Here is an 18,377-nt window from a genome sequence, read left to right as displayed (position 1 = left end):
ACTTAAAGGTCGAACCCCAGCATCTCGCCCACCGCGAAGACGTCCTTGTCGCCGCGGCCGCACAGGTTCATGACAATGATCTGATCCTTGTCCATCCGCGGTGCCAGCTTGGTCACATAGGCAAGCGCGTGGGCCGGCTCCAGAGCCGGAATGATGCCTTCGACACGGGTGAGCATCTGGAAGGCCTCCAGAGCTTCGGTATCCATTATCGGTACATATTCCACGCGGCCGATTTCCTTCAGCCAGGAATGTTCCGGCCCGATGCCCGGATAGTCGAGACCGGCGGAAATCGAGTGGCCTTCCAGAATCTGGCCGTCGTCATTCTGCAGCAGATAGGTCCGGTTGCCGTGGAGAACTCCCGGTTTTCCAGCCGTCAGCGAGGCGCAATGCTCTTCGCCCTGCAGGCCGCGGCCACCGGCCTCCACGCCGTACATCTTTATGTTCTTGTCATCGAGGAACGGGTGGAACAGGCCGATGGCGTTGGAGCCACCGCCGACGGCGGCCACCAGCGCGTCGGGGAGACGGCCTTCGGCTTCCATCATCTGCTCGCGCAGTTCCTTGCCGATCACCGACTGGAAGTCGCGCACCATTTCCGGATAGGGATGCGGGCCCGCCGCCGTGCCGATCAGGTAGTAGGTGTCGTCGACATTGGTGACCCAGTCACGCAACGCCTCGTTCATGGCATCCTTGAGCGTGCCGGCCCCGGCGGTCACCGGAACGATCTCCGCGCCCAGAAGCTTCATGCGGAAGACGTTCGGCTTCTGCCGCTCCACGTCGGTCTTGCCCATGTAGACAACGCAGGGCAGGCCGAATCGGGCGCACACGGTGGCGGTGGCGACGCCATGCTGGCCGGCGCCGGTTTCCGCGATGATACGGGTCTTGCCCATGCGCTTTGCCAGAAGGATCTGGCCCAGGCAGTTGTTGATCTTGTGCGACCCGGTGTGGTTCAGCTCGTCGCGCTTGAAATAGACCTTGGCGCCGCCAAGCTCTTCCGTCAGGCGCTCGGCGAAATAAAGCGGCGAGGGACGGCCGGTATAGTGCTTGTTCAGATCCTCGATCTCGGCATGGAAGGCCGGATCGTTCTTGGCGTCATTGTAGTGCTGCTCCAGATCCAGGATCAGCGGCATCAGGGTCTCGGCAACGTAGCGGCCGCCGAAGATGCCGAAGTGACCGCGATCGTCCGGGCCGGTCCGAATGCTGTTTGCCATCTCGTTCACGCTTAAACTCCTAGCCGCAGGCAGGTTTTCTTCCGGATATCAGGCGTTTTTGGCCGCCGCGATAAAAGCGCGGATCAGGTCGTTGTCCTTGACGCCGCGTTCCCGCTCGACAGCGGAAGAAACGTCGACCGCCCTCGCGCCGCTCAAGCGGATGGCCTCCGCGACGTTTGCGACATTCAGCCCTCCGGAAAGCATATAGGGCTTCTTCAGGTCAAGATCTTTCAGCAACGTCCAGTCGAACGAAACTCCGTTTCCGCCAGGCAGATCCGACCCTTGCGGCGGTTTTGCGTCAAACAGGATACGATCCGCCACTATAGCGTAATATTGCGCCTCTTCCAGATCGGCCTTTTCTGAAACCGCCACGGCCTTCATGATTTTGGTTCCCTGCATCACCTTGACCGCGGCGCAGGCTTCCGGAGATTCGCTGCCGTGAAACTGGAAGGTATCGGGCGCCACCAGTTCATTGATCCGCGATAATCCGTCAAGGTCCATATTGACGGTCACCGCCACGATTTCCGCCTTGCCGCGCGCCATATCGGCAAGTTTGCAGGCCTGACTGAGAGACACGTGGCGCGGACTTTTGGGAAAAAACATCAGCCCGACCATATCCGCCCCCGCGTCAAGCGCGGCTTCCATGGTGTCCTCGGTGCTGAGCCCGCAGATTTTGACTTCTATATCCGACATGGCTTCGAGGTATCGCCGGTAGGGCGGGTTTTGTCAAAAGGGAAACGGCGTTTCCCGCGCTGAAATGCCGTGTACCCCCACCCCTGACCCCTCTCCACAAGGGGTGGGGGTACACCGGCCTAATCCAAGCCCAGTTTCCGTCTTATGTCCAAAACGACGCCTTCCAGGTTTTCATCGACATCGCGGGAAGAATATCGGAGCACGGTAAAACCCTGAGACTGAAGCCATTTCTCACGAATCTCATCATGCGTCCGCCGGTCAGGCAGCGCATGAACATCACCGTCAATCTCGACGATCAACCGTCGGGAGAACATCGCGAAGTCCGCAATGTATGGCCCGACCGGGGCTTGACGGCGAACATGCATGCACGCCCTCCGATTTAAGCTCTCGTAGTGCCCGCCAAAGCGCCTTTTCGCCCTTTGTCTGATCAAAACGCAGCTTTCTGGCAATACGCCTCGTGGTACCGTCAATCCGGGAAGGCGCCATTGCTTCTTCTTTCACCGTCCCGTTGTCACGTCACATTGAACGCCGCGATTACCGCCATGTTGACGATGTCACTGTCCTTGGCCCCGAGCGGGACGATCTGGATGGGTTTGTCGAAGCCGACGAGCAACGGGCCGATGACGGTGGCGCCGCCCAGTTCCTGGAGCATCTTCGTGGAGATGGACGCGGAGTGGAAAGCAGGCATGACGAGGACGTTGGCGGGAGCGGTGAGGCGGCAGAAGGGGTAGGCGGCCATGCGGTCCATGTTAAGGGCGACATCGGCGGCCATGTCGCCGTCATATTCGAAATCCACCCGGCGCCGGTCGAGGATCTTCACGGCTTCCTGGACCTTTTCGGAGCGTTCGCCCTTTGGGTGTCCGAAAGTGGAATAGGCCAGCATGGCAACACGCGGCTCGTAGCCCAGCTTGCGGGCGACATGGGCGGCCTCCTCGGCGATATCGGCGAGTTCTTCGGAGGTCGGCATATCGATCACCGCCGTGTCGGCGATCAGCACCGTGCGCCCGCGCGCCAGCGCCAAGGAGACGCCGATGATGCGATGGCCCGGCTTCGGATCGATGCAGGCTTTCACCGTGTCCAGCGCCACGGAATAGTTGCGGGTGACGCCGGTGACCATGGCGTCGGCGTCACCGCGCGCCACCATGATGGCGCCCCAGTAGTTGCGGTCGTTGTTGACCATGCGCTGGCAGTCGCGCAGCAGGTAGCCCTTGCGCTGCAAACGGCCGTAGAGATATTGCGCGTAGTCCGCATTGCGGTCGGAGAGCCGGGCGTTCTGGATGGAGATCCCGGTCCTGTCGATGTCGATCCCGGCCTGCTCGGCCATGGATTTGATCTCGTCCTCGCGGCCGATCAGTATGGCCTCTCCGAGCCCCTGCGACACGAAGCTGGTGGCGGCGCGGATCACCGGTTCCTCTTCGCCTTCCGCGAAGACCACCCGTTTCGGCTGCTGGCGGACCTTGGAGAAGATCCTCTGCAAAGTGCCGGCCACAGGGTCGCGCCGCGCGGAAAGCTGGTGCTTGTAGGCTTCCATGTCGACGATCGGACGGCGGGCAACGCCGGAATCCATCGCCGCCTGGGCAACGGCGGGCGGGATCGCATGGATCAGCCGCGGGTCGAAAGGCACGGGAATGATGTATTCGGGACCGAATTTCGGCCGGTTGCCGCGATAGGCGGCGGCGACCTCGTCGGGAACCTCCTCGCGGGCGAGTTCGGCCAGCGCATGGGCGCAGGCGACCTTCATAGCCTCGTTGATGGTGGTCGCGTGAACATCCAGCGCGCCACGGAAGATATAGGGAAAACCAAGAACGTTATTGACCTGATTGGGATAATCCGAGCGGCCCGTGGCGACGATGGCGTCGTCCCGGACTTCGGCTGCCTCTTCCGGCGTGATTTCCGGATCCGGGTTCGCCATGGCGAAGATGACCGGGTTGGGCGCCATGACCCGCAGCATGTCCGGAGTGAGCGCACCCTTGACCGACACGCCGAAAAAGACGTCCGCGCCTTTCATCGCGTCATAGAGCGAGCGGGCCTGCGTCTCGATGGCATGCGCTGATTTCCACTGGTTCATACCCTCCTCGCGGCCCTTGTAGATCACGCCCTTGGTGTCGCAGAGAGTGACATTCTGATGGGGAACACCCATCGCCTTGATGAGTTCGATACAGGCAATGCCCGCCGCACCCGCGCCATTGCAGACGATCCTGGCATCCTTCATGTCCCTGCCGGTCATGTGCAGGGCATTGATGAGACCCGCGGCGGCGATGATCGCCGTGCCGTGCTGATCGTCATGGAAGACCGGAATGTCCATCAGTTCGCGCAGGCGCTGCTCGATGATGAAGCAGTCCGGCGCCTTGATGTCCTCCAGGTTTATCCCGCCGAAGGACGGGCCGAGATAGCGGACGGCATTGACGAATTCGTCGACGTCCTGGGTGTCGATTTCCAGATCGATGGAATCGACGTCGGCGAAGCGTTTGAAGAGAACCGCCTTGCCTTCCATCACCGGCTTGGAGGCCAGAGCGCCGAGATTTCCCATTCCCAGGATGGCGGACCCGTTGGAAATCACCGCCACGAGATTGCCCTTGGTGGTGTAATCGTAGGCGCGGCTCGGATCCTCGGCGATGGCCCGCACCGGAACCGCCACGCCGGGGGAATAGGCCAGCGACAGGTCGCGCTGCGTGGCCATCGGCTTGGTCGGCGTGATTTCCAGTTTGCCGGGCCGGCCTTCCTGGTGGAATTGCAGCGCTTCCTGATCGGTGAAGCTGACGGATGGTTTGGACGATTTTTTATCGGCGGACATGACGCGGGCGTTTCCTCTAGATCAACGGATGTTCTATCGGAAGCGATTGAACATCCGTTGATCGATCCAAAAGTGTTAGCGCATCTTGTGTGCGTTCAATCGAACGCACGATGCTCTAGAAAACCCGCTCTTGATGGCGGGCGCCTGACCTTATCCGCTGGAAATTGAACCCTCAACCCGCGAAGCGGTACCCTCTTTGCATAATGATGACGTTTGCAAACTACCGCCGGGAGCGCCGAAACAGCACGGGGACGACCGATACCGGAAACAAGGCTCTTTCTCCTTTGGATCGATCAAGTTAACCGTATCGAGGCGCTTTCCCTCGAAAGCCGGTTGATTTAGGTATCAGGCATGAGTGGACAAAGCGCGCAACACGTGGCCCCGGCTGACAGCAAAGTCACGCCGATGATGGCCCAGTATACCGAGATAAAGACCGCCAATCCGGACAGCCTGCTGTTCTACCGGATGGGGGATTTTTACGAGCTGTTCTTCGAGGATGCCGAAATCGCTTCGCAGTCGCTGGGCATCACGCTCACCAAGCGCGGCAAGCATCAGGGCGAGGACATCCCGATGTGCGGCGTTCCGGTTCACGCCGCCGACGATTACCTGCAGAAACTGATCGCGAAGGGTCACCGGGTTTCGGTGTGCGAGCAGACCGAGGACCCTGCTGAGGCCAGGAAGCGCGGCTCCAAATCCGTGGTCCGGCGGGATGTGGTCCGCCTGGTGACGCCCGGCACACTGACTGAAGAGCGGCTGCTCGATGCGGGCGCCAACAACTACCTGATGGCGCTGACCCGCCTGAAGGGTGGCTCGATGGAGGGCGATGCGATTTACGGCCTTGCCTGGATCGACATGTCGACAGGATCGTTCCAGGTCTCCGAAACCGACCACCAGCGCCTTGCCGCCGATCTGGCGCAAGTGTCGCCGCGCGAGCTCATCCTGCCGGACAATCTGCTGCAGGAAAACGAGCTGCGCCTGATTGCCGAGCAACCGGGCGGGGCCCTGTCGCCGGTGCCGCGCGCCTTTTTCGACAGTTCGACCGCAACCGATCGGCTAGGGCATTATTTCGGCGTGAAGACGCTGGACGGTTTCGGCACCTTCAGCCGGGCCGAACTCTCGGCCGCCGCCGGCATTCTGGCCTATATCGAAAAAACCCAGCTTGGAGAGCGGCCGCCGCTCGATCCTCCGGTGCGCGAAGCAGGCACCGGCCGCATGCTGATCGATCCCGCCACCCGCGCAAATCTCGAACTTTCACGGACACTCTCCGGAGAGAAGCAGGGTTCCCTGCTCGCCACGATCGACCGCACGGTCACCGGCGGCGGGTCGCGGCTTCTTGCCAGCCGCCTTGCCGGGCCGCTGGTCAATGTTGACGCCATTCACCGCCGCCACGACGCCGTCGCCTTCTTCCTCGGCAACGAAATCATGCGCGAGGGATTGCGCCAGACGCTGAAAGGCGCGCCGGACATGGCCCGGGCGCTTTCCCGCATCGCGCTGAACCGGGGCGGTCCACGCGACATACTCGCCGTCGCCCAGGGGCTTGAAGCGGCGCGGGCGGTTCTCGATCAGACCGGCTCGGTCGCGGATGCCATCCCTGCGGAAATTGCCGCGGCCCGGGCGAGCCTGGAAGGCGCGCCGCACGATCTGGGGACGGAGCTGGTTTCCGCGCTCCGGGAAGATCCGCCCCTCCTGAAACGGGACGGCAATTTCATCGCCACCGGCTTCAATGCCGATCTCGATGAACTGCGCGCCCTGCGCGATGAAAGCCGCAAGGTGATCGCCAGGCTCCAGGCCAGCTATGCGGAAGAACTCGGCCTCAGATCCCTGAAGATCAAGCACAACAACGTGCTCGGCTGGTTCATCGAAGCCCCCTCGGCGCAGACCGAAAAAATGACTGCGGATCCCGGGCGGTTCATTCACCGCCAGACCATGGCCGGCGCCATGCGCTTCACGACGACGGAGCTGGCGGAACTGGAGTCGAAGATCGCCAGCGCCGGTGAACGCTCGCTTGCCATCGAACTGGAGATTTTCGACCGGCTGGCCAATGCGATCATCGGCACGGGCGAGGCGATCAAGGCGGCCGCGCAGGGTCTTGCCATTCTGGATGTCTCGGCAGCTCTGGCGAAGCTCGCCCAGGAAGAGAACCATGTCCGCCCAACCGTCGATGACAGCAGGGCGTTCGAGATCAAGGGCGGGCGTCACCCCGTCGTCGAACGGGCCCTGAAAAAGGCCGGCGGCGACAGTTTTGTCGCCAATGACGCCAGTCTCGGCCCGGACAAGGACGGGAACACCGGCCATATCTGGCTGATAACCGGTCCGAACATGGCCGGTAAGTCAACCTTTCTGCGCCAGAACGCACTGATTGCCGTCATGGCCCAGATGGGTGCGTTCGTTCCGGCGGCCGAAGCGCATATCGGGGTCGTGGACCGGCTGTTTTCCCGTGTCGGCGCGGCCGACGACCTTGCCCGTGGCCGCTCCACCTTCATGGTGGAAATGGTCGAGACGGCCGCTATCCTCAATCAGGCCGGCGACCGTTCGCTGGTTATCCTGGACGAGATCGGCCGGGGAACGGCGACGTTCGACGGCCTGTCCATAGCCTGGGCAACCATCGAACATCTGCACGAGGTCAACAGGTCGCGCGCCCTGTTCGCCACCCATTACCATGAGCTTACCGCGCTCTCGGCCAGGCTCGAGCGCCTGTCCAACGCAACCGTGTCGGTGAAGGAATGGAATGGCGACGTCATCTTCCTGCACGAGATCGTGCCGGGGGCCGCCGACCGGTCCTACGGCATTCAGGTCGCCAAGCTCGCCGGCCTTCCGGCCACCGTGGTCGAGCGGTCCAAGCAGGTTCTGAGTCAGCTGGAAGAGCAAGACCGCGGGTCTCGCGCCGAAAGCCTGATCGACGAATTGCCTCTGTTCGCGAACCTGACCCCGGTGGCGGCAACAGCTTCGGCAGAGCCGGATCCAGTTCTGGAATCGCTTTGCGATATCAATCCGGACGACATGACGCCACGGGAAGCCCTGGAGGCGCTGTACAGACTGAAGGCACTCAGCGGAAAGAAACCCGCCTGATTGCGCATGTTTCCCGGTGCGAAAAACGGCGCCGCTGTTCCCTCTTGACGCCAATTTCATTCAACTGGCAGTATTGCCGGCAGACTGCCCCCGAAATCCGATTCCGGTTTGCGCTCCCACCCGTTTGCCTCCGCAAACGGCTTTTCGCTCCGGCCCCCGACAATACCTGAATATCCGCTGAAACCTTCAGCCTGCCCCGCATCCATTTGGCTCAATTCCGCATGTACTCACCCTTTCAGCTGCGCCGTCAGGAAGTGCTGATCCTGCTGCTGCAGTTCACCAACAGTCTCGGGACCTCCGCACTCGTTCCGATGATGAGCTTCTTCATTGTCGAAGGGCTCGGCGCGGAGCCGTGGAAGGTCGGCCTGTATACCGGTCTGGTTTTGCCGCTGACGCTTGTCACCAACCGCTGGGCGGGGGAACGCCTGGATCACGGTTTTCCAGTCAAAAGCCTGCTTCTGATGTCCATCTGCGCCTATATCCTGGCGACTGTCCTGCTGACGCAGACCTCGAGTTTTTTCCTGTTGCTCGCGGCGGTGGCGCCGCTCATGGGCGTTGCCAATACGGGGGCAGGCATCATCTTCACATACGGACGCCTGAATGCCGAAAGGCGGAACCTGGATATCGCCCGCATCAATTCATGGCAGCGCATGACCGTTTCATTGGGCTGGATGATAGGTCCGGCACTTTCCTTCACGCTCGTCGCGCAATTCGGCTTCCAAACCGCGTTTATCTGTGCCTTTGGAATTGGGCTGACATATCTGGCGCTCTGGAATGTCGCCGTGCCGAAGGGATTCAGATCCCAGAAGGCAAGAAAAAAGAACGGCAACGACGAACCCGTCAACTGGGGACTTCTGATCGCCGGGCTGACCTGCCTGGGTTTCATAATTACCAACTCCCTGTTCGTGTCCGCAATGCCGCTGTTCTTTGTTCGGGAAACCGGCCTGCCCGGCTCGACACCCGGCCTGTCGCTTTCCGTCAAATGCCTTGTGGAGGTGTTTGTCATATTCGGTTCCGTGCGTCTGGCGGAACGCATCGGCGTCCGGCAAGTGCTCCTGCTGGCAGCCTGTCTTGCAACGGCAAGCATGCTTCTGTTCGCCCAGGTCACGGCGGTCTGGCAGGCGCTGACGATTTCGATGCTGGAGGGCACGTATTACGGATTGTTTGCAGGGGTATCGATCAGCTTCGTTCAAAGTTTCGCCCCGGACCGGCCCGGGCGCGCGACCGCGATCTACATGAACAGCCTGTTTCTTGGCGGCATGATCGGCAGCGTCTCGATGGGCTTCATCGCAAGCGCCACAGATTTCCGGACCGTTCTCTATACGGCAGCCCTTTCTTCCGTGGCAGCTTTGGTCGTGCTGCTTGCGACCCTCAAGGTCCGCCCTCAACCTGCCGGGGCGGATTAGACACCGCCCGCCTTTGCCACCGCCAGGGCGTTGGCCATGGCTCCGGCGAAACTCGTCCGGTCGTCCGGGTTCAGAAAATTACCGAGATCAACACATTCACCGCGGCTCGTCAGACAGATTTTCACGACGCCTTCATCTTCGATCCGCTCAACCGTGAGCCGGACCCAGGCGGGATTGAAGCGGTATTCCTGGTGGTTTTTACCGGGACCGACCTTGCGGATTGCAATTTCATGGCGAGAGACCACGACTTCCTCGAAAGCCCGCGCGGAGCGGTAGTTCATCCGGAAGGCGAACCAGAGAACCGCCACGTCCAGACCGAAAAAGCCGAACACCGGCCAGGCGCCGATGCGCCAGAACAGAAAGCCGGATACGAAACTTATGACCCCGAAACACACCATCAGGACCAGAAAGCCATTGGAACCCAGAGAGCGGTAGGGCGTGAGCACCGCGGAAAAAAACGGCCGGTCCAACTCGGTCAAATCGTCATTTTTATCGGGTTTCAGATTGTTCTCGCTCATGCGCTCAGATTATAGAGTGAATATGACGCAAGCAAAGAGCCCAATTTCCGGCAAGGGATCCAGGCGTTCCGCCAAATCCGCGAAGTCCCGTACCCCCTCTGTCGATAATCCCGGCAAGGTGCTGAAGCGGTCCCGCTACAGCAGGGCCGAGACATATGCGATCTTCCAGAGGTTCCACGCGGACAATCCCGAGCCGAAGGGCGAGCTGAACTACGTCAATGCCTTCACGCTGCTGGTGGCTGTCGTTCTGTCCGCCCAGGCGACCGATGTCGGCGTGAACAGGGCGACGAGACATCTGTTTGAGATCGCGGACACGCCGGAAAAGATGCTGGCCCTCGGCGAGGACCTGCTGCGCGAGGAGATCAAGTCGATCGGCCTTTACAAGACCAAGGCCAAAAATGTCATTCTTCTTTCCCAACAGCTTATCCGCGACCATGGCGGCGAAGTGCCCGATGACCGCGAGGCGCTGGAAATGCTGCCCGGGGTCGGCCGGAAAACAGCGAATGTCGTCCTGAACATCTATTTCGGCCATCCGACCATCGCCGTCGATACACATCTTTTCCGCCTTGGCAACCGGATCGGCATCGCTCCGGGAAAGACGCCGCTGGATGTCGAAAAAGCGCTTGAAAAGGTGGTGCCACCGGAATTCGCGCTGCACGCTCATCACTGGCTGATCCTGCATGGCCGCTACATCTGCAAGGCCCGCAAGCCGGAGTGCCGGCGCTGCGTCATCTACGATCTGTGCAAAAGCACCCAAAAGGAAAAATTCGACGCGGTTCCCGACATCGCCCTGCGCACCAGGGCGCTGACCGACAAGGACACCGCCGCTTGAGCTTTCCCCTGGGACCCTTTCCGACGAGCGAACGGCTGCGCTTCCGGCTTCCTTCCGCCAATGATGCCGGATTTTACCTGAACCTCATGAATGAGCCGGATTACATCCGTTTCATTTCAGACGCGGGCATCCGGACGGCCGAACAGGCGATGCAGTATATCAAGGGCAAATCCCTGGCCCGCTTCGCCGCCCATGGCGTCGGGCTCTGGCTGGTGGAACTGAAGGAGACGGGTGAGCCGATCGGGGTTTGCGGGCTCGTCGTGCGCAAGGAACTCAAGTACCCGGATCTTGGCTTTGCGTTACTTGAGGCGTTTCGCGGCCAGGGTTTTGGACGGGAAGCAGGCCAGGCCGTGCTGGATTTCACGCGGAAAGACCTGAAACTGCGCGCCTTATGCGCCATCACGCATCCGGAAAACACGCGTTCCGCCAATCTGCTTCGCAAAATCGGTTTTGAGGCCGACGGGCAGCGTCACCTCAGCGAAATCGGTGAGACGTCCGATTATTTTGTCTGGAAATTACGATACGTCGAAAGCGGACTTGCGTAGAACCGGAGAACTGTCTCCGGACGAGGTCTCGGACCTATTGCCTTTCGCGTATCCGGACGACCACATCGACCCGAACGACTTCCATGCCTGCCGGCGCTTCGGGAAGCCGGCCGATGCCGACGCCATCGCCTGGAATATCGATCACCCGGTTTTCGCCTTCAATGAAGAAATGGTGATGTTCGGACACATTGGTGTCGAAATAGGTCTTGTTGCCGTCGATCGCGACTTCGCGCAGAAGGCCGGCCTCTGTGAACTGGTGCAGGGTGTTGTAGACGGTGGCCAGGGAAACAGGGACACTTGCCGCGACGGCTTCCTCATGAAGAAGCTCCGCGGAGATGTGACGGTCACCCTTGGAGTAAAGCAGCTCCGCCAGGGAAACACGCTGGCGCGTCGGCCGCAGACCCGCTGTCCGCAGAATGTCGGTCACGTTCTTCCCGGCAGTTTCCGTCGCCATATGCGTCGCCATTCCTCTATAGATCCACTTCCAAGGTCGCGTTTGTAAACAGCAATTTCAAGGTCCGCACCGGCTGTTCAAACCGCTGAATTGTCGGACATCACCCTATATCTGCCATTTCTTGTACTTGAGATGCAAGTTTTAAACACCTCGTTGAAATACGGACAGGCATCACCATCTGCGCTGTTATGAGACAAAAATCTTAAAATACGTCCCGGAAAAGCCAGCAAGTTCGGGCAAGTGAGATCTTTCGGTCGGGGTTCCCCTGTGTTAGGAAGGCGCCTCAAACGACAAAAAAACAAACCCGTTCCGCCTTCGGGAGGTCCCGGGCAGGAAACAAAAAACGGACCTTGTATGACCGAGCGCCGCTCCAGCTACGATTACGAAGACCTTCTCGCCTGCGGCCGAGGCGAGCTGTTTGGCCCGGGCAATGCGCAATTGCCGCTGCCGCCGATGCTTATGTTCGACCGGATCACGGAGATTTCCGAAACCGGCGGCGAGTTCGACAAGGGATATGCCCGCGCCGAATTCGACATCAAGCCGGACCTCTGGTTCTTCCCATGCCATTTCCAGGGCAATCCGATCATGCCGGGTTGCCTCGGACTCGACGCGATGTGGCAGCTGACCGGATTTTTCCTCGGCTGGCTGGGTCTTGAAGGCAAGGGCATGGCGCTGTCGACCGGTGAAATCAAGTTCAAGGGAATGGTTACGCCGGACGTGAAGCTGGTTGAATACGGTATCGATTTCAAACGCATCATGAAGGGCCGCCTGGTGCTCGGCACCGCTGATGGCTGGCTGAAGGCCGACGGCGAGCAGATCTACAAGGCGACCGACCTGCGCGTGGGCCTGGCAAAGTCCTGACACCTTTTTTGCAGGGTTACTTTCGAACCGGTGCTTCTTTGTCATTGGAAGCGCCGGTTTGCACATTATCCTGATCAACCTGACCGCCTTCAAATGGAAGACTGGAGACAGTCAGGTTGATCGATTCTATTGTGGCGGTGCATCCGGCACATCAATTCCGATTGGCTTTCCGGCTTCGCGTGCACCCACGCGAACGCAGGCTGATCCAGAGAGAAAAGGTAGGAGACCGCAATGAGACGCGTTGTCGTCACCGGTATGGGAATCGTTTCGTCCATCGGATCGAACGTTGAAGAAGTGCTGTCGAGCCTGCGGGAAGGCAAGTCCGGCATCAGTTTTGCCCCCGATTATGCGGAGCACGGCTTCCGCAGCCAGATTCACGGCAAACCGGATATCGACATCCCCTCGCTGGTCGACAAGCGCCAGCTTCGCTTCATGGGCGATGGCGCGGCCTATAACTTCATAGCCATGCAGCAGGCCATCAGCGACAGCGGGCTGGAGGAAACGGATGTGTCCAACGTCCGCACCGGGCTGATCATGGGCTCTGGCGGTCCGTCCACCAAGAACCTGTTCCAGGCGCACCGGATCGTTCTGGAAAAAGGCTCGCCGAAACGCATGGGCCCGTTCATGGTGACCCGCGGCATGAGTTCAACCAACTCGGCCTGCCTTGCCACGCCTTTCAAGATCAAGGGCATCAACTATTCCATTACCTCGGCCTGCTCCACCTCGGCCCACTGCATCGGCGCGGCGACGGAACAGATCCAGTTCGGCAAACAGGATGTGATGTTCGCCGGCGGCGGCGAGGAACTGGACTGGACCCTGTCCTGCCTGTTCGACGCCATGGGCGCCATGTCCTCCAAATACAACGACACACCGCAGACGGCGGCGCGTGCCTATGACGCCACCCGCGACGGATTCGTCATCGCCGGCGGCGGCGGGGTGGTCGTTCTGGAGGAACTGGAACACGCCAAGGCACGCGGCGCCAAAATCTATGCCGAAGTCACCGGCTACGCCGCCAATTCCGACGGATATGACATGGTCGCTCCAAGCGGCGAAGGCGGCGAGCGCTGCATGCGCCTTGCCATCCAGACCCTGGGCGACCGCAAGGTGGATTACATCAACTCGCACGGCACATCGACACCGGTGGGCGATATCGGCGAGATCGAAGCCGTCCGCCGGGTCTTCGGCGAAAACCAGCCCCCGGTCTCTTCGACGAAATCCCTGACCGGCCACAGCCTTGGCGCGACGGGCGTGCAGGAGGCCATCTACTGCCTGCTCATGCTTCAGAACGATTTCATTACCGCTTCCGCCAACATCACCCAGCTCGATCCTGCGCTCAAGGAAGGCGAGATCGTCATGGAACGTGTTGACGGCGCCGGGCTCGATACCGTGCTCTCCAACAGCTTCGGCTTCGGCGGCACCAATGCCTCCGTTGCGCTGTCGCGCTACCACGGCTGAGGAGTTTTAAATGACAGAACTGATGAAGGGCAAACGCGGCCTGATAATGGGCGTTGCCAATGACCATTCCATAGCGTGGGGCATTGCCAAGACCCTCTCTGACCACGGCGCGGAACTTGCCTTCACCTATCAGGGCGAGGCCTTCGGGAAGCGCACAAAACCGCTGGCGGATTCCGTCGGCTCAAAACTCCTGCTGCCCTGCGATGTCGAGGATATCAGCTCCGTTGACAGCGTCTTCGACACCTTGAAGGAAGAATGGGGCAGCATCGATTTCCTGGTTCATGCCATCGCATTTTCCGACAAGTCCGAACTGCGCGGCAAATACGCTGACACGACCCGGGAAAACTTCTCCCGCACCATGCTGATCTCCTGCTTTTCCTTCACGGAAATCGCCAAGCGCGCGGCTGCCATCATGCCCAATGGAGGCTCCATGGTCACCTTGACCTATGGCGGTTCCACAAAGGTGATGCCGAACTACAATGTCATGGGTGTTGCGAAGGCGGCGCTGGAATCTTCCGTCCGCTATCTGGCGGTCGATTACGGCGAACAGAATATCCGCGTCAACGCGATCTCCGCCGGACCCGTACGCACTCTCGCCGGCTCCGGGGTGTCCGACGCGCGGCTGATGTTCAATTTCCAGAAACGCAACTCGCCGATGTGCCGGACGGTTTCGCTGGAAGAAATCGGCGGTACCGGGCTTTATCTCCTGTCCGGTCTTTCGGGCGGCGTGACCGGCGAAATCCATTTCGTCGACAGCGGCTACAATATCATGTCCATGCCGCGGCTGAATGAACTCAAGGTTCAGGAAGTCAAGGCGGACTAGAATTTCACGACTTCGACAGCATGCAAAAGGCGGCCGATTGGCCGCCTTTTTCCGGATCAGTCCTCTACCAGCTCGTCCGGATAAACGCCGAAGAGCCTTGTCTGGTCCAGCCAGCCGTCATAATTGTCGCCATTGACGCGGCACCAGCCGCCGGCGCATTCCGTCACAGACGTCAGAACAAAGGGCTCGAGTTCGGCAACGATATCGGCATCCGAACGGGATCGGGCGCGCAGCGGTGTGCGGTCGCTCTTTTCCCACGGGGTGACGAGCGCGGTCCGCCGGCCGGACAGAAGCGAATGGAACACCCAGCCCTGTTTGCCCTCCCAGTCGCGGATCCGGCGCCAGTTTTCAAATTCCTGGATGATTTCCACCGGCAATCCCGACTGCACGAATGTCCAGGCGATATCGTGGTCCCGCGACGGTCCGACGCGGACATTCACCCGGTCCGATTTCAGGCTGACAAAGCGCGGCACCTGGAGCCCGCTGGCTCCGGTCGTCGTGCCTTGCGCCGCGACAGGAAGGGCCGTGTTGCTCAGTCCGGCGAAAAGGGTCATCACACAAACAAGAAGCCTTGCGACAAGCCTGAATGAAAATCGGGCACCTGAGATCGAAAGAGCCATATTGTCCGGTAGTCCAATTGTTATTGATTGTTGACTTGTGGCAAATCTTTACCGAAAAACCGGCGCGAAAACCAGCGGGTCGACTCCGGCCTTCCGGCAATGCACGGTGAATGAAGCCGATCCCTTGTTTCTGGCGGACCATCTGATAAGGAAAAGGGTAAGGTCTTATCCGCTCGCGCTTCGCGCAGCGTCAAGGTGGAACCGTTGAGGTTAACAATTCCTCAACGAAGCGCGAAAGGCAATTTGGTATGGTGAAAAAGAAGCCTGTCGTCGTTGTCACCCGGAAACTTCCGGACGTCGTTGAAACACGGATGCGGGAGCTCTTCGAGACGCGTCTGAATGAAAATGACAGGCCTCTTAGCCAGGCGGAACTGGTGGAAGCGGTCAGAACTGCGGATGTTCTGGTGCCGACGGTGACCGACAGGATCGATTCCTCGATCCTTTCCCAGGCGGGGGAAAACCTCAAGCTGATCGCCAACTTCGGCAACGGCGTCGACAATATTGACGTCGTGACCGCCAATAACCGGGGAATCAATGTCACCAACACACCCGGCGTACTGACCGAAGACACCGCCGACATGACCATGGCCCTGATGCTCGCCGTTCCGCGTCGTCTTGCCACAGGCATCAAGGCTCTGGAAGCCGGGGACTGGGCCGGCTGGTCGCCGACATGGATGCTCGGTCACCGGATCTGGGGAAAACGGCTCGGCATTATCGGCATGGGCCGGATCGGCCAGGCCGTGGCCCGCCGGGCAAAGGCCTTCGGCATGTCGATCCATTATCATAACCGCCGCCGCCTTTCCGAAAACATCGAGGAAGACCTGGAAGCGACCTACTGGGAAAGCCTCGACCAGATGCTGGCCCGCATGGATGTGGTTTCGATCCATTGTCCGCACACGCCGGGAACGTTCCATCTTCTGTCCGCCCGGCGTCTGAAACTCCTGAAAAAAGACGCCTATGTGGTCAACACGGCCCGCGGCGAGGTGATCGATGAAAACGCCCTGATCCGGATGCTGGAATCAGGCGATCTCGCCGGAGCGGGTCTGGATGTGTTCGAGCACGAACCGGCGGTCAATCCAAAACTGGCGAAGATGGAAAACGTCCTTCTGCTGCCGCATATGGGGTCGGCGACGATTGAAGGCCGGATCGAGATGGGCGAGAAGGTGATCATCAATATCAGAACCTTCATGGACGGCCACCGTCCGCCGGACCGGGTGCTGCCCTCCATGCTGTGAGGCATTCCCGGTCGTTCGCGCGAATTCCGTTTGCCCGCATCGGTCCATGCGCATGTCTTGAGGGGACATCCTCTTGCCTGATCCTGTTGTTTCGGCGCCAGAGAATCTTTCCTGGCTGAATCGGACGGAAGCGGGGCGCAACTGGCTGTCGTCGCTTCCCGATCTGGTCTCGGCAACATGCAATCGCTTCGGTCTCGAACTTGACGGACCGCCTTTTTCCGGCGGAAGCGTTTCCTATGTTGTCCCGGTCAGACAGGCCGGCAAGGCAGCGGTGCTGAAGCTCCAGTTCGCGGACCGTGAATCCCGCCATGAAGCGGACGCCCTCAAGGCCTGGAACGGTACGGGCGCTATCCGGCTGCTGCATTACGCGCCGGAAACCGGTGTTCTCCTGCTGGAACGCTGCCATCCAGGACACTTCCTGGCGGACGATCCGTCCGCCGACAAGCTCGCGGTCCTGGCGGATATCCTTCGAAAGCTGCTGGTGCCGGCCGGAAAACCCTTCAACGCCCTGACGGACGAAGCCGCTATCTGGGTTCAGTCGATGGAAAAGGATTGGCGGCGCGCCGGAAAACCCTGCGAGAAGCGCCTCGTGGATGCCGCCGTTGCAGCACTCACCGGCCTGTCATCGCAAGATACCGCTCAAGTCCTTCTCCATCAGGACCTTCACGGCCATAATGTGCTGGCGGGCGACCGCGAACCGTGGCTGGCGATCGACCCGAAACCTCTGGCCGGCGACCCGGCTTTCTGCCTCAGCCCAATTGTGAGGAGCTTCGAATTCGGCCATTCGAAGTCAGCGGCGCTCTACCGCCTGGACCGGTTGTCGGAGGAACTGGAAGCCGATCGGGAGCGGGCGAGGCTGTGGACCATCGGACAGACGATGGCCTGGGCGTTCAGCAGCTCGTGGTCTGAACGCCATTTCGAGACCACGCGCTGGCTGCTGGATTAAAGCGTGTTGCGTTCAAGCGGATTTATGGATTCAGGAAGACGCCCGAGGCAGCGTTTGCTTTGCAAATGCGTACGGGCGATCTCCTGAATTGAATTTAACGCAACAGACCCTAAAACCCGGCCACATCAGCCCCCGTATTTCGCCCAGATCGCGTCGTCACCCATACCTTCGATGAAGGCCTTGTGGGCTTCGTACTCTGTCTCGGACAGGAACGGGGGAAGCGGCGCGGGACGGCGGGTGGCGTTGAAGTTACCGAGTTCGCCCGGCTCCATGACCGCATTGGAGGAGGAGGACACTTCTTCTTCCGGCACAAGTCCGAGAGCCCTTTGACGTCCACCAATCAGTTCCAGATAGACTTCCGCGAGGATTTCCGCATCGAGCAACGCGCCATGCTTGACGCGTCTGGAGTTGTCGATGCCATAGCGCGAGCAAAGCGCGTCGAGCGAATTCGGTCCGCTTGGATGTTTGCGCCGGGCGATCTCCAGCGTGTCGATCACCTGGCTGTTGGGGATCTTTCTGCGGCCGACACGTTCCAGCTCCACATTGATGAAGCCCATATCGAAAGCCGCATTGTGAATGACCAGTGTGCCGTCGCCGACAAATTCCAGAAATTCATCGGCAATCTGGGCAAACAGCGGTTTGTCGGACAGAAACTCCGCCGACAGACCGTGCACGCGGAAGGCACCTTCGGGCATGTCCCGTTCCGGATTGATATAGACGTGATAGGCGTTGCCTGTCGGAACATGATTGATCAGCTCAACGCCGCCGATTTCCACCAGACGGTCGCCGTCTCGCGGATTAAGGCCTGTGGTTTCCGTATCGAAGGATATTTCGCGCATGGTTCTGCCTGCCTGTCTTTGAAAGCACTGTGCAGGTTGAACCCCTTTAAGCCAAGGACGCGGGCCGGTTTTCCCCGGT

Annotated in this window: 17 protein-coding genes; 9 read left to right on the top strand and 8 right to left on the bottom strand. The window is 60.2% G+C overall.

Features of this window, described 5'->3' with window-relative positions; all coding sequences use genetic code 11:
• Window positions 1-2: 2 nt before the first annotated feature.
• From trpB to CLV41_RS28080, 4 genes are all read right to left on the bottom strand, one after another.
• Window positions 3-1,208, bottom strand: a complete 1,206-nt coding sequence (gene trpB / locus CLV41_RS08605; protein WP_103222028.1) for a tryptophan synthase subunit beta — start codon at window positions 1,206-1,208, stop codon at window positions 3-5.
• Between the two features lie 48 nt (window positions 1,209-1,256).
• On the bottom strand, window positions 1,257-1,901 hold the full coding sequence (locus tag CLV41_RS08600; protein WP_103221895.1) for a phosphoribosylanthranilate isomerase: 645 nt from the start codon (window positions 1,899-1,901) through the stop codon (window positions 1,257-1,259).
• Window positions 1,902-2,020: 119 nt separating this feature from the next.
• Window positions 2,021-2,266 (bottom strand): endonuclease domain-containing protein, encoded by a 246-nt coding sequence (locus CLV41_RS08595; protein WP_103221894.1) that lies wholly within the window; start codon window positions 2,264-2,266, stop codon window positions 2,021-2,023.
• 146 nt (window positions 2,267-2,412) lie between these two features.
• The gene (locus CLV41_RS28080) at window positions 2,413-4,695 is read right to left on the bottom strand and encodes an NADP-dependent malic enzyme (RefSeq protein ID WP_103221893.1); all 2,283 of its coding nucleotides are present in this window, start codon (window positions 4,693-4,695) and stop codon (window positions 2,413-2,415) included.
• Between the two features lie 351 nt (window positions 4,696-5,046).
• On the opposite strand from CLV41_RS28080, the gene mutS reads away from it, so the two are divergent.
• Entirely contained in the window at window positions 5,047-7,764 is a 2,718-nt protein-coding gene (gene mutS, locus CLV41_RS08585) for a DNA mismatch repair protein MutS (RefSeq protein WP_103221892.1), read from the top strand.
• A gap of 221 nt (window positions 7,765-7,985) precedes the next feature.
• On the top strand, window positions 7,986-9,170 hold the full coding sequence (locus tag CLV41_RS08580) for an MFS transporter (protein ID WP_103222027.1): 1,185 nt from the start codon (window positions 7,986-7,988) through the stop codon (window positions 9,168-9,170).
• Here CLV41_RS08580 and CLV41_RS08575 read toward each other — a convergent pair.
• On the bottom strand, window positions 9,167-9,688 hold the full coding sequence (locus tag CLV41_RS08575; RefSeq protein WP_103221891.1) for a DUF2244 domain-containing protein: 522 nt from the start codon (window positions 9,686-9,688) through the stop codon (window positions 9,167-9,169). The two genes, CLV41_RS08580 and CLV41_RS08575, sit on opposite strands and share 4 nt — an antisense overlap.
• A 22-nt stretch (window positions 9,689-9,710) precedes the next feature.
• On the opposite strand from CLV41_RS08575, the gene nth reads away from it, so the two are divergent.
• Window positions 9,711-10,520 carry an endonuclease III gene (nth, locus tag CLV41_RS08570; RefSeq protein WP_103221890.1) on the top strand — a complete coding sequence of 270 codons (810 nt, stop codon included), beginning with the start codon at window positions 9,711-9,713 and terminating at the stop codon, window positions 10,518-10,520.
• A complete protein-coding gene (locus CLV41_RS08565) occupies window positions 10,517-11,065 on the top strand; it encodes a GNAT family N-acetyltransferase (protein ID WP_170107150.1) in 549 nt (182 codons plus the stop codon). The genes nth and CLV41_RS08565 overlap by 4 nt, the downstream gene beginning before the upstream one ends.
• Before the next feature lie 34 nt (window positions 11,066-11,099).
• Here CLV41_RS08565 and irrA read toward each other — a convergent pair whose 3' ends face one another.
• Complete coding sequence (gene irrA, locus CLV41_RS08560) at window positions 11,100-11,519, bottom strand: iron response transcriptional regulator IrrA (RefSeq protein ID WP_208987379.1); 420 nt, start codon at window positions 11,517-11,519, stop codon at window positions 11,100-11,102.
• A 354-nt stretch (window positions 11,520-11,873) separates the two neighbouring features.
• Here irrA and fabA point away from each other — a divergent pair, with 354 nt between their 5' ends.
• From fabA to fabI, 3 genes are all read left to right on the top strand, one after another.
• Window positions 11,874-12,380 carry a 3-hydroxyacyl-[acyl-carrier-protein] dehydratase FabA gene (gene fabA, locus CLV41_RS08555; protein WP_103221887.1) on the top strand — a complete coding sequence of 169 codons (507 nt, stop codon included), beginning with the start codon at window positions 11,874-11,876 and terminating at the stop codon, window positions 12,378-12,380.
• A gap of 231 nt (window positions 12,381-12,611) precedes the next feature.
• Window positions 12,612-13,835, top strand: coding sequence for a beta-ketoacyl-ACP synthase I (gene fabB, locus CLV41_RS08550; RefSeq protein ID WP_103221886.1), 1,224 nt, complete (start codon window positions 12,612-12,614; stop codon window positions 13,833-13,835).
• Between the two features lie 10 nt (window positions 13,836-13,845).
• Complete coding sequence (gene fabI / locus CLV41_RS08545; RefSeq protein WP_103221885.1) at window positions 13,846-14,658, top strand: enoyl-ACP reductase FabI; 813 nt, start codon at window positions 13,846-13,848, stop codon at window positions 14,656-14,658.
• 56 nt (window positions 14,659-14,714) lie between these two features.
• Here fabI and CLV41_RS08540 read toward each other — a convergent pair whose 3' ends face one another.
• Window positions 14,715-15,212 (bottom strand): SH3 domain-containing protein, encoded by a 498-nt coding sequence (locus CLV41_RS08540; protein ID WP_103222026.1) that lies wholly within the window; start codon window positions 15,210-15,212, stop codon window positions 14,715-14,717.
• A gap of 314 nt (window positions 15,213-15,526) precedes the next feature.
• Here CLV41_RS08540 and CLV41_RS08535 point away from each other — a divergent pair, with 314 nt between their 5' ends.
• Both CLV41_RS08535 and CLV41_RS08530 read left to right on the top strand, forming a co-directional pair.
• Window positions 15,527-16,513, top strand: a complete 987-nt coding sequence (locus CLV41_RS08535) for a 2-hydroxyacid dehydrogenase (protein ID WP_103221884.1) — start codon at window positions 15,527-15,529, stop codon at window positions 16,511-16,513.
• 73 nt (window positions 16,514-16,586) lie between these two features.
• Window positions 16,587-17,459: an aminoglycoside phosphotransferase family protein gene (locus tag CLV41_RS08530; RefSeq protein WP_103221883.1), complete on the top strand. Its 873-nt coding sequence runs from the start codon at window positions 16,587-16,589 to the stop codon at window positions 17,457-17,459.
• Window positions 17,460-17,584: 125 nt separating this feature from the next.
• On the opposite strand, the gene dnaQ is transcribed toward CLV41_RS08530, so the two are convergent.
• The gene (gene dnaQ / locus CLV41_RS08525) at window positions 17,585-18,298 is read right to left on the bottom strand and encodes a DNA polymerase III subunit epsilon (protein WP_103221882.1); all 714 of its coding nucleotides are present in this window, start codon (window positions 18,296-18,298) and stop codon (window positions 17,585-17,587) included.
• Window positions 18,299-18,377: the final 79 nt, after the last annotated feature.

Source organism: Roseibium marinum (genome assembly GCF_002906165.1).
In the GTDB taxonomy this organism is placed as follows: Bacteria; Pseudomonadota; Alphaproteobacteria; order Rhizobiales; family Stappiaceae; genus Roseibium; species Roseibium marinum.
The sequence above is the reverse complement of the archived record's forward strand: the minus strand, read 5'-3'. Positions and strand labels throughout refer to the sequence as shown.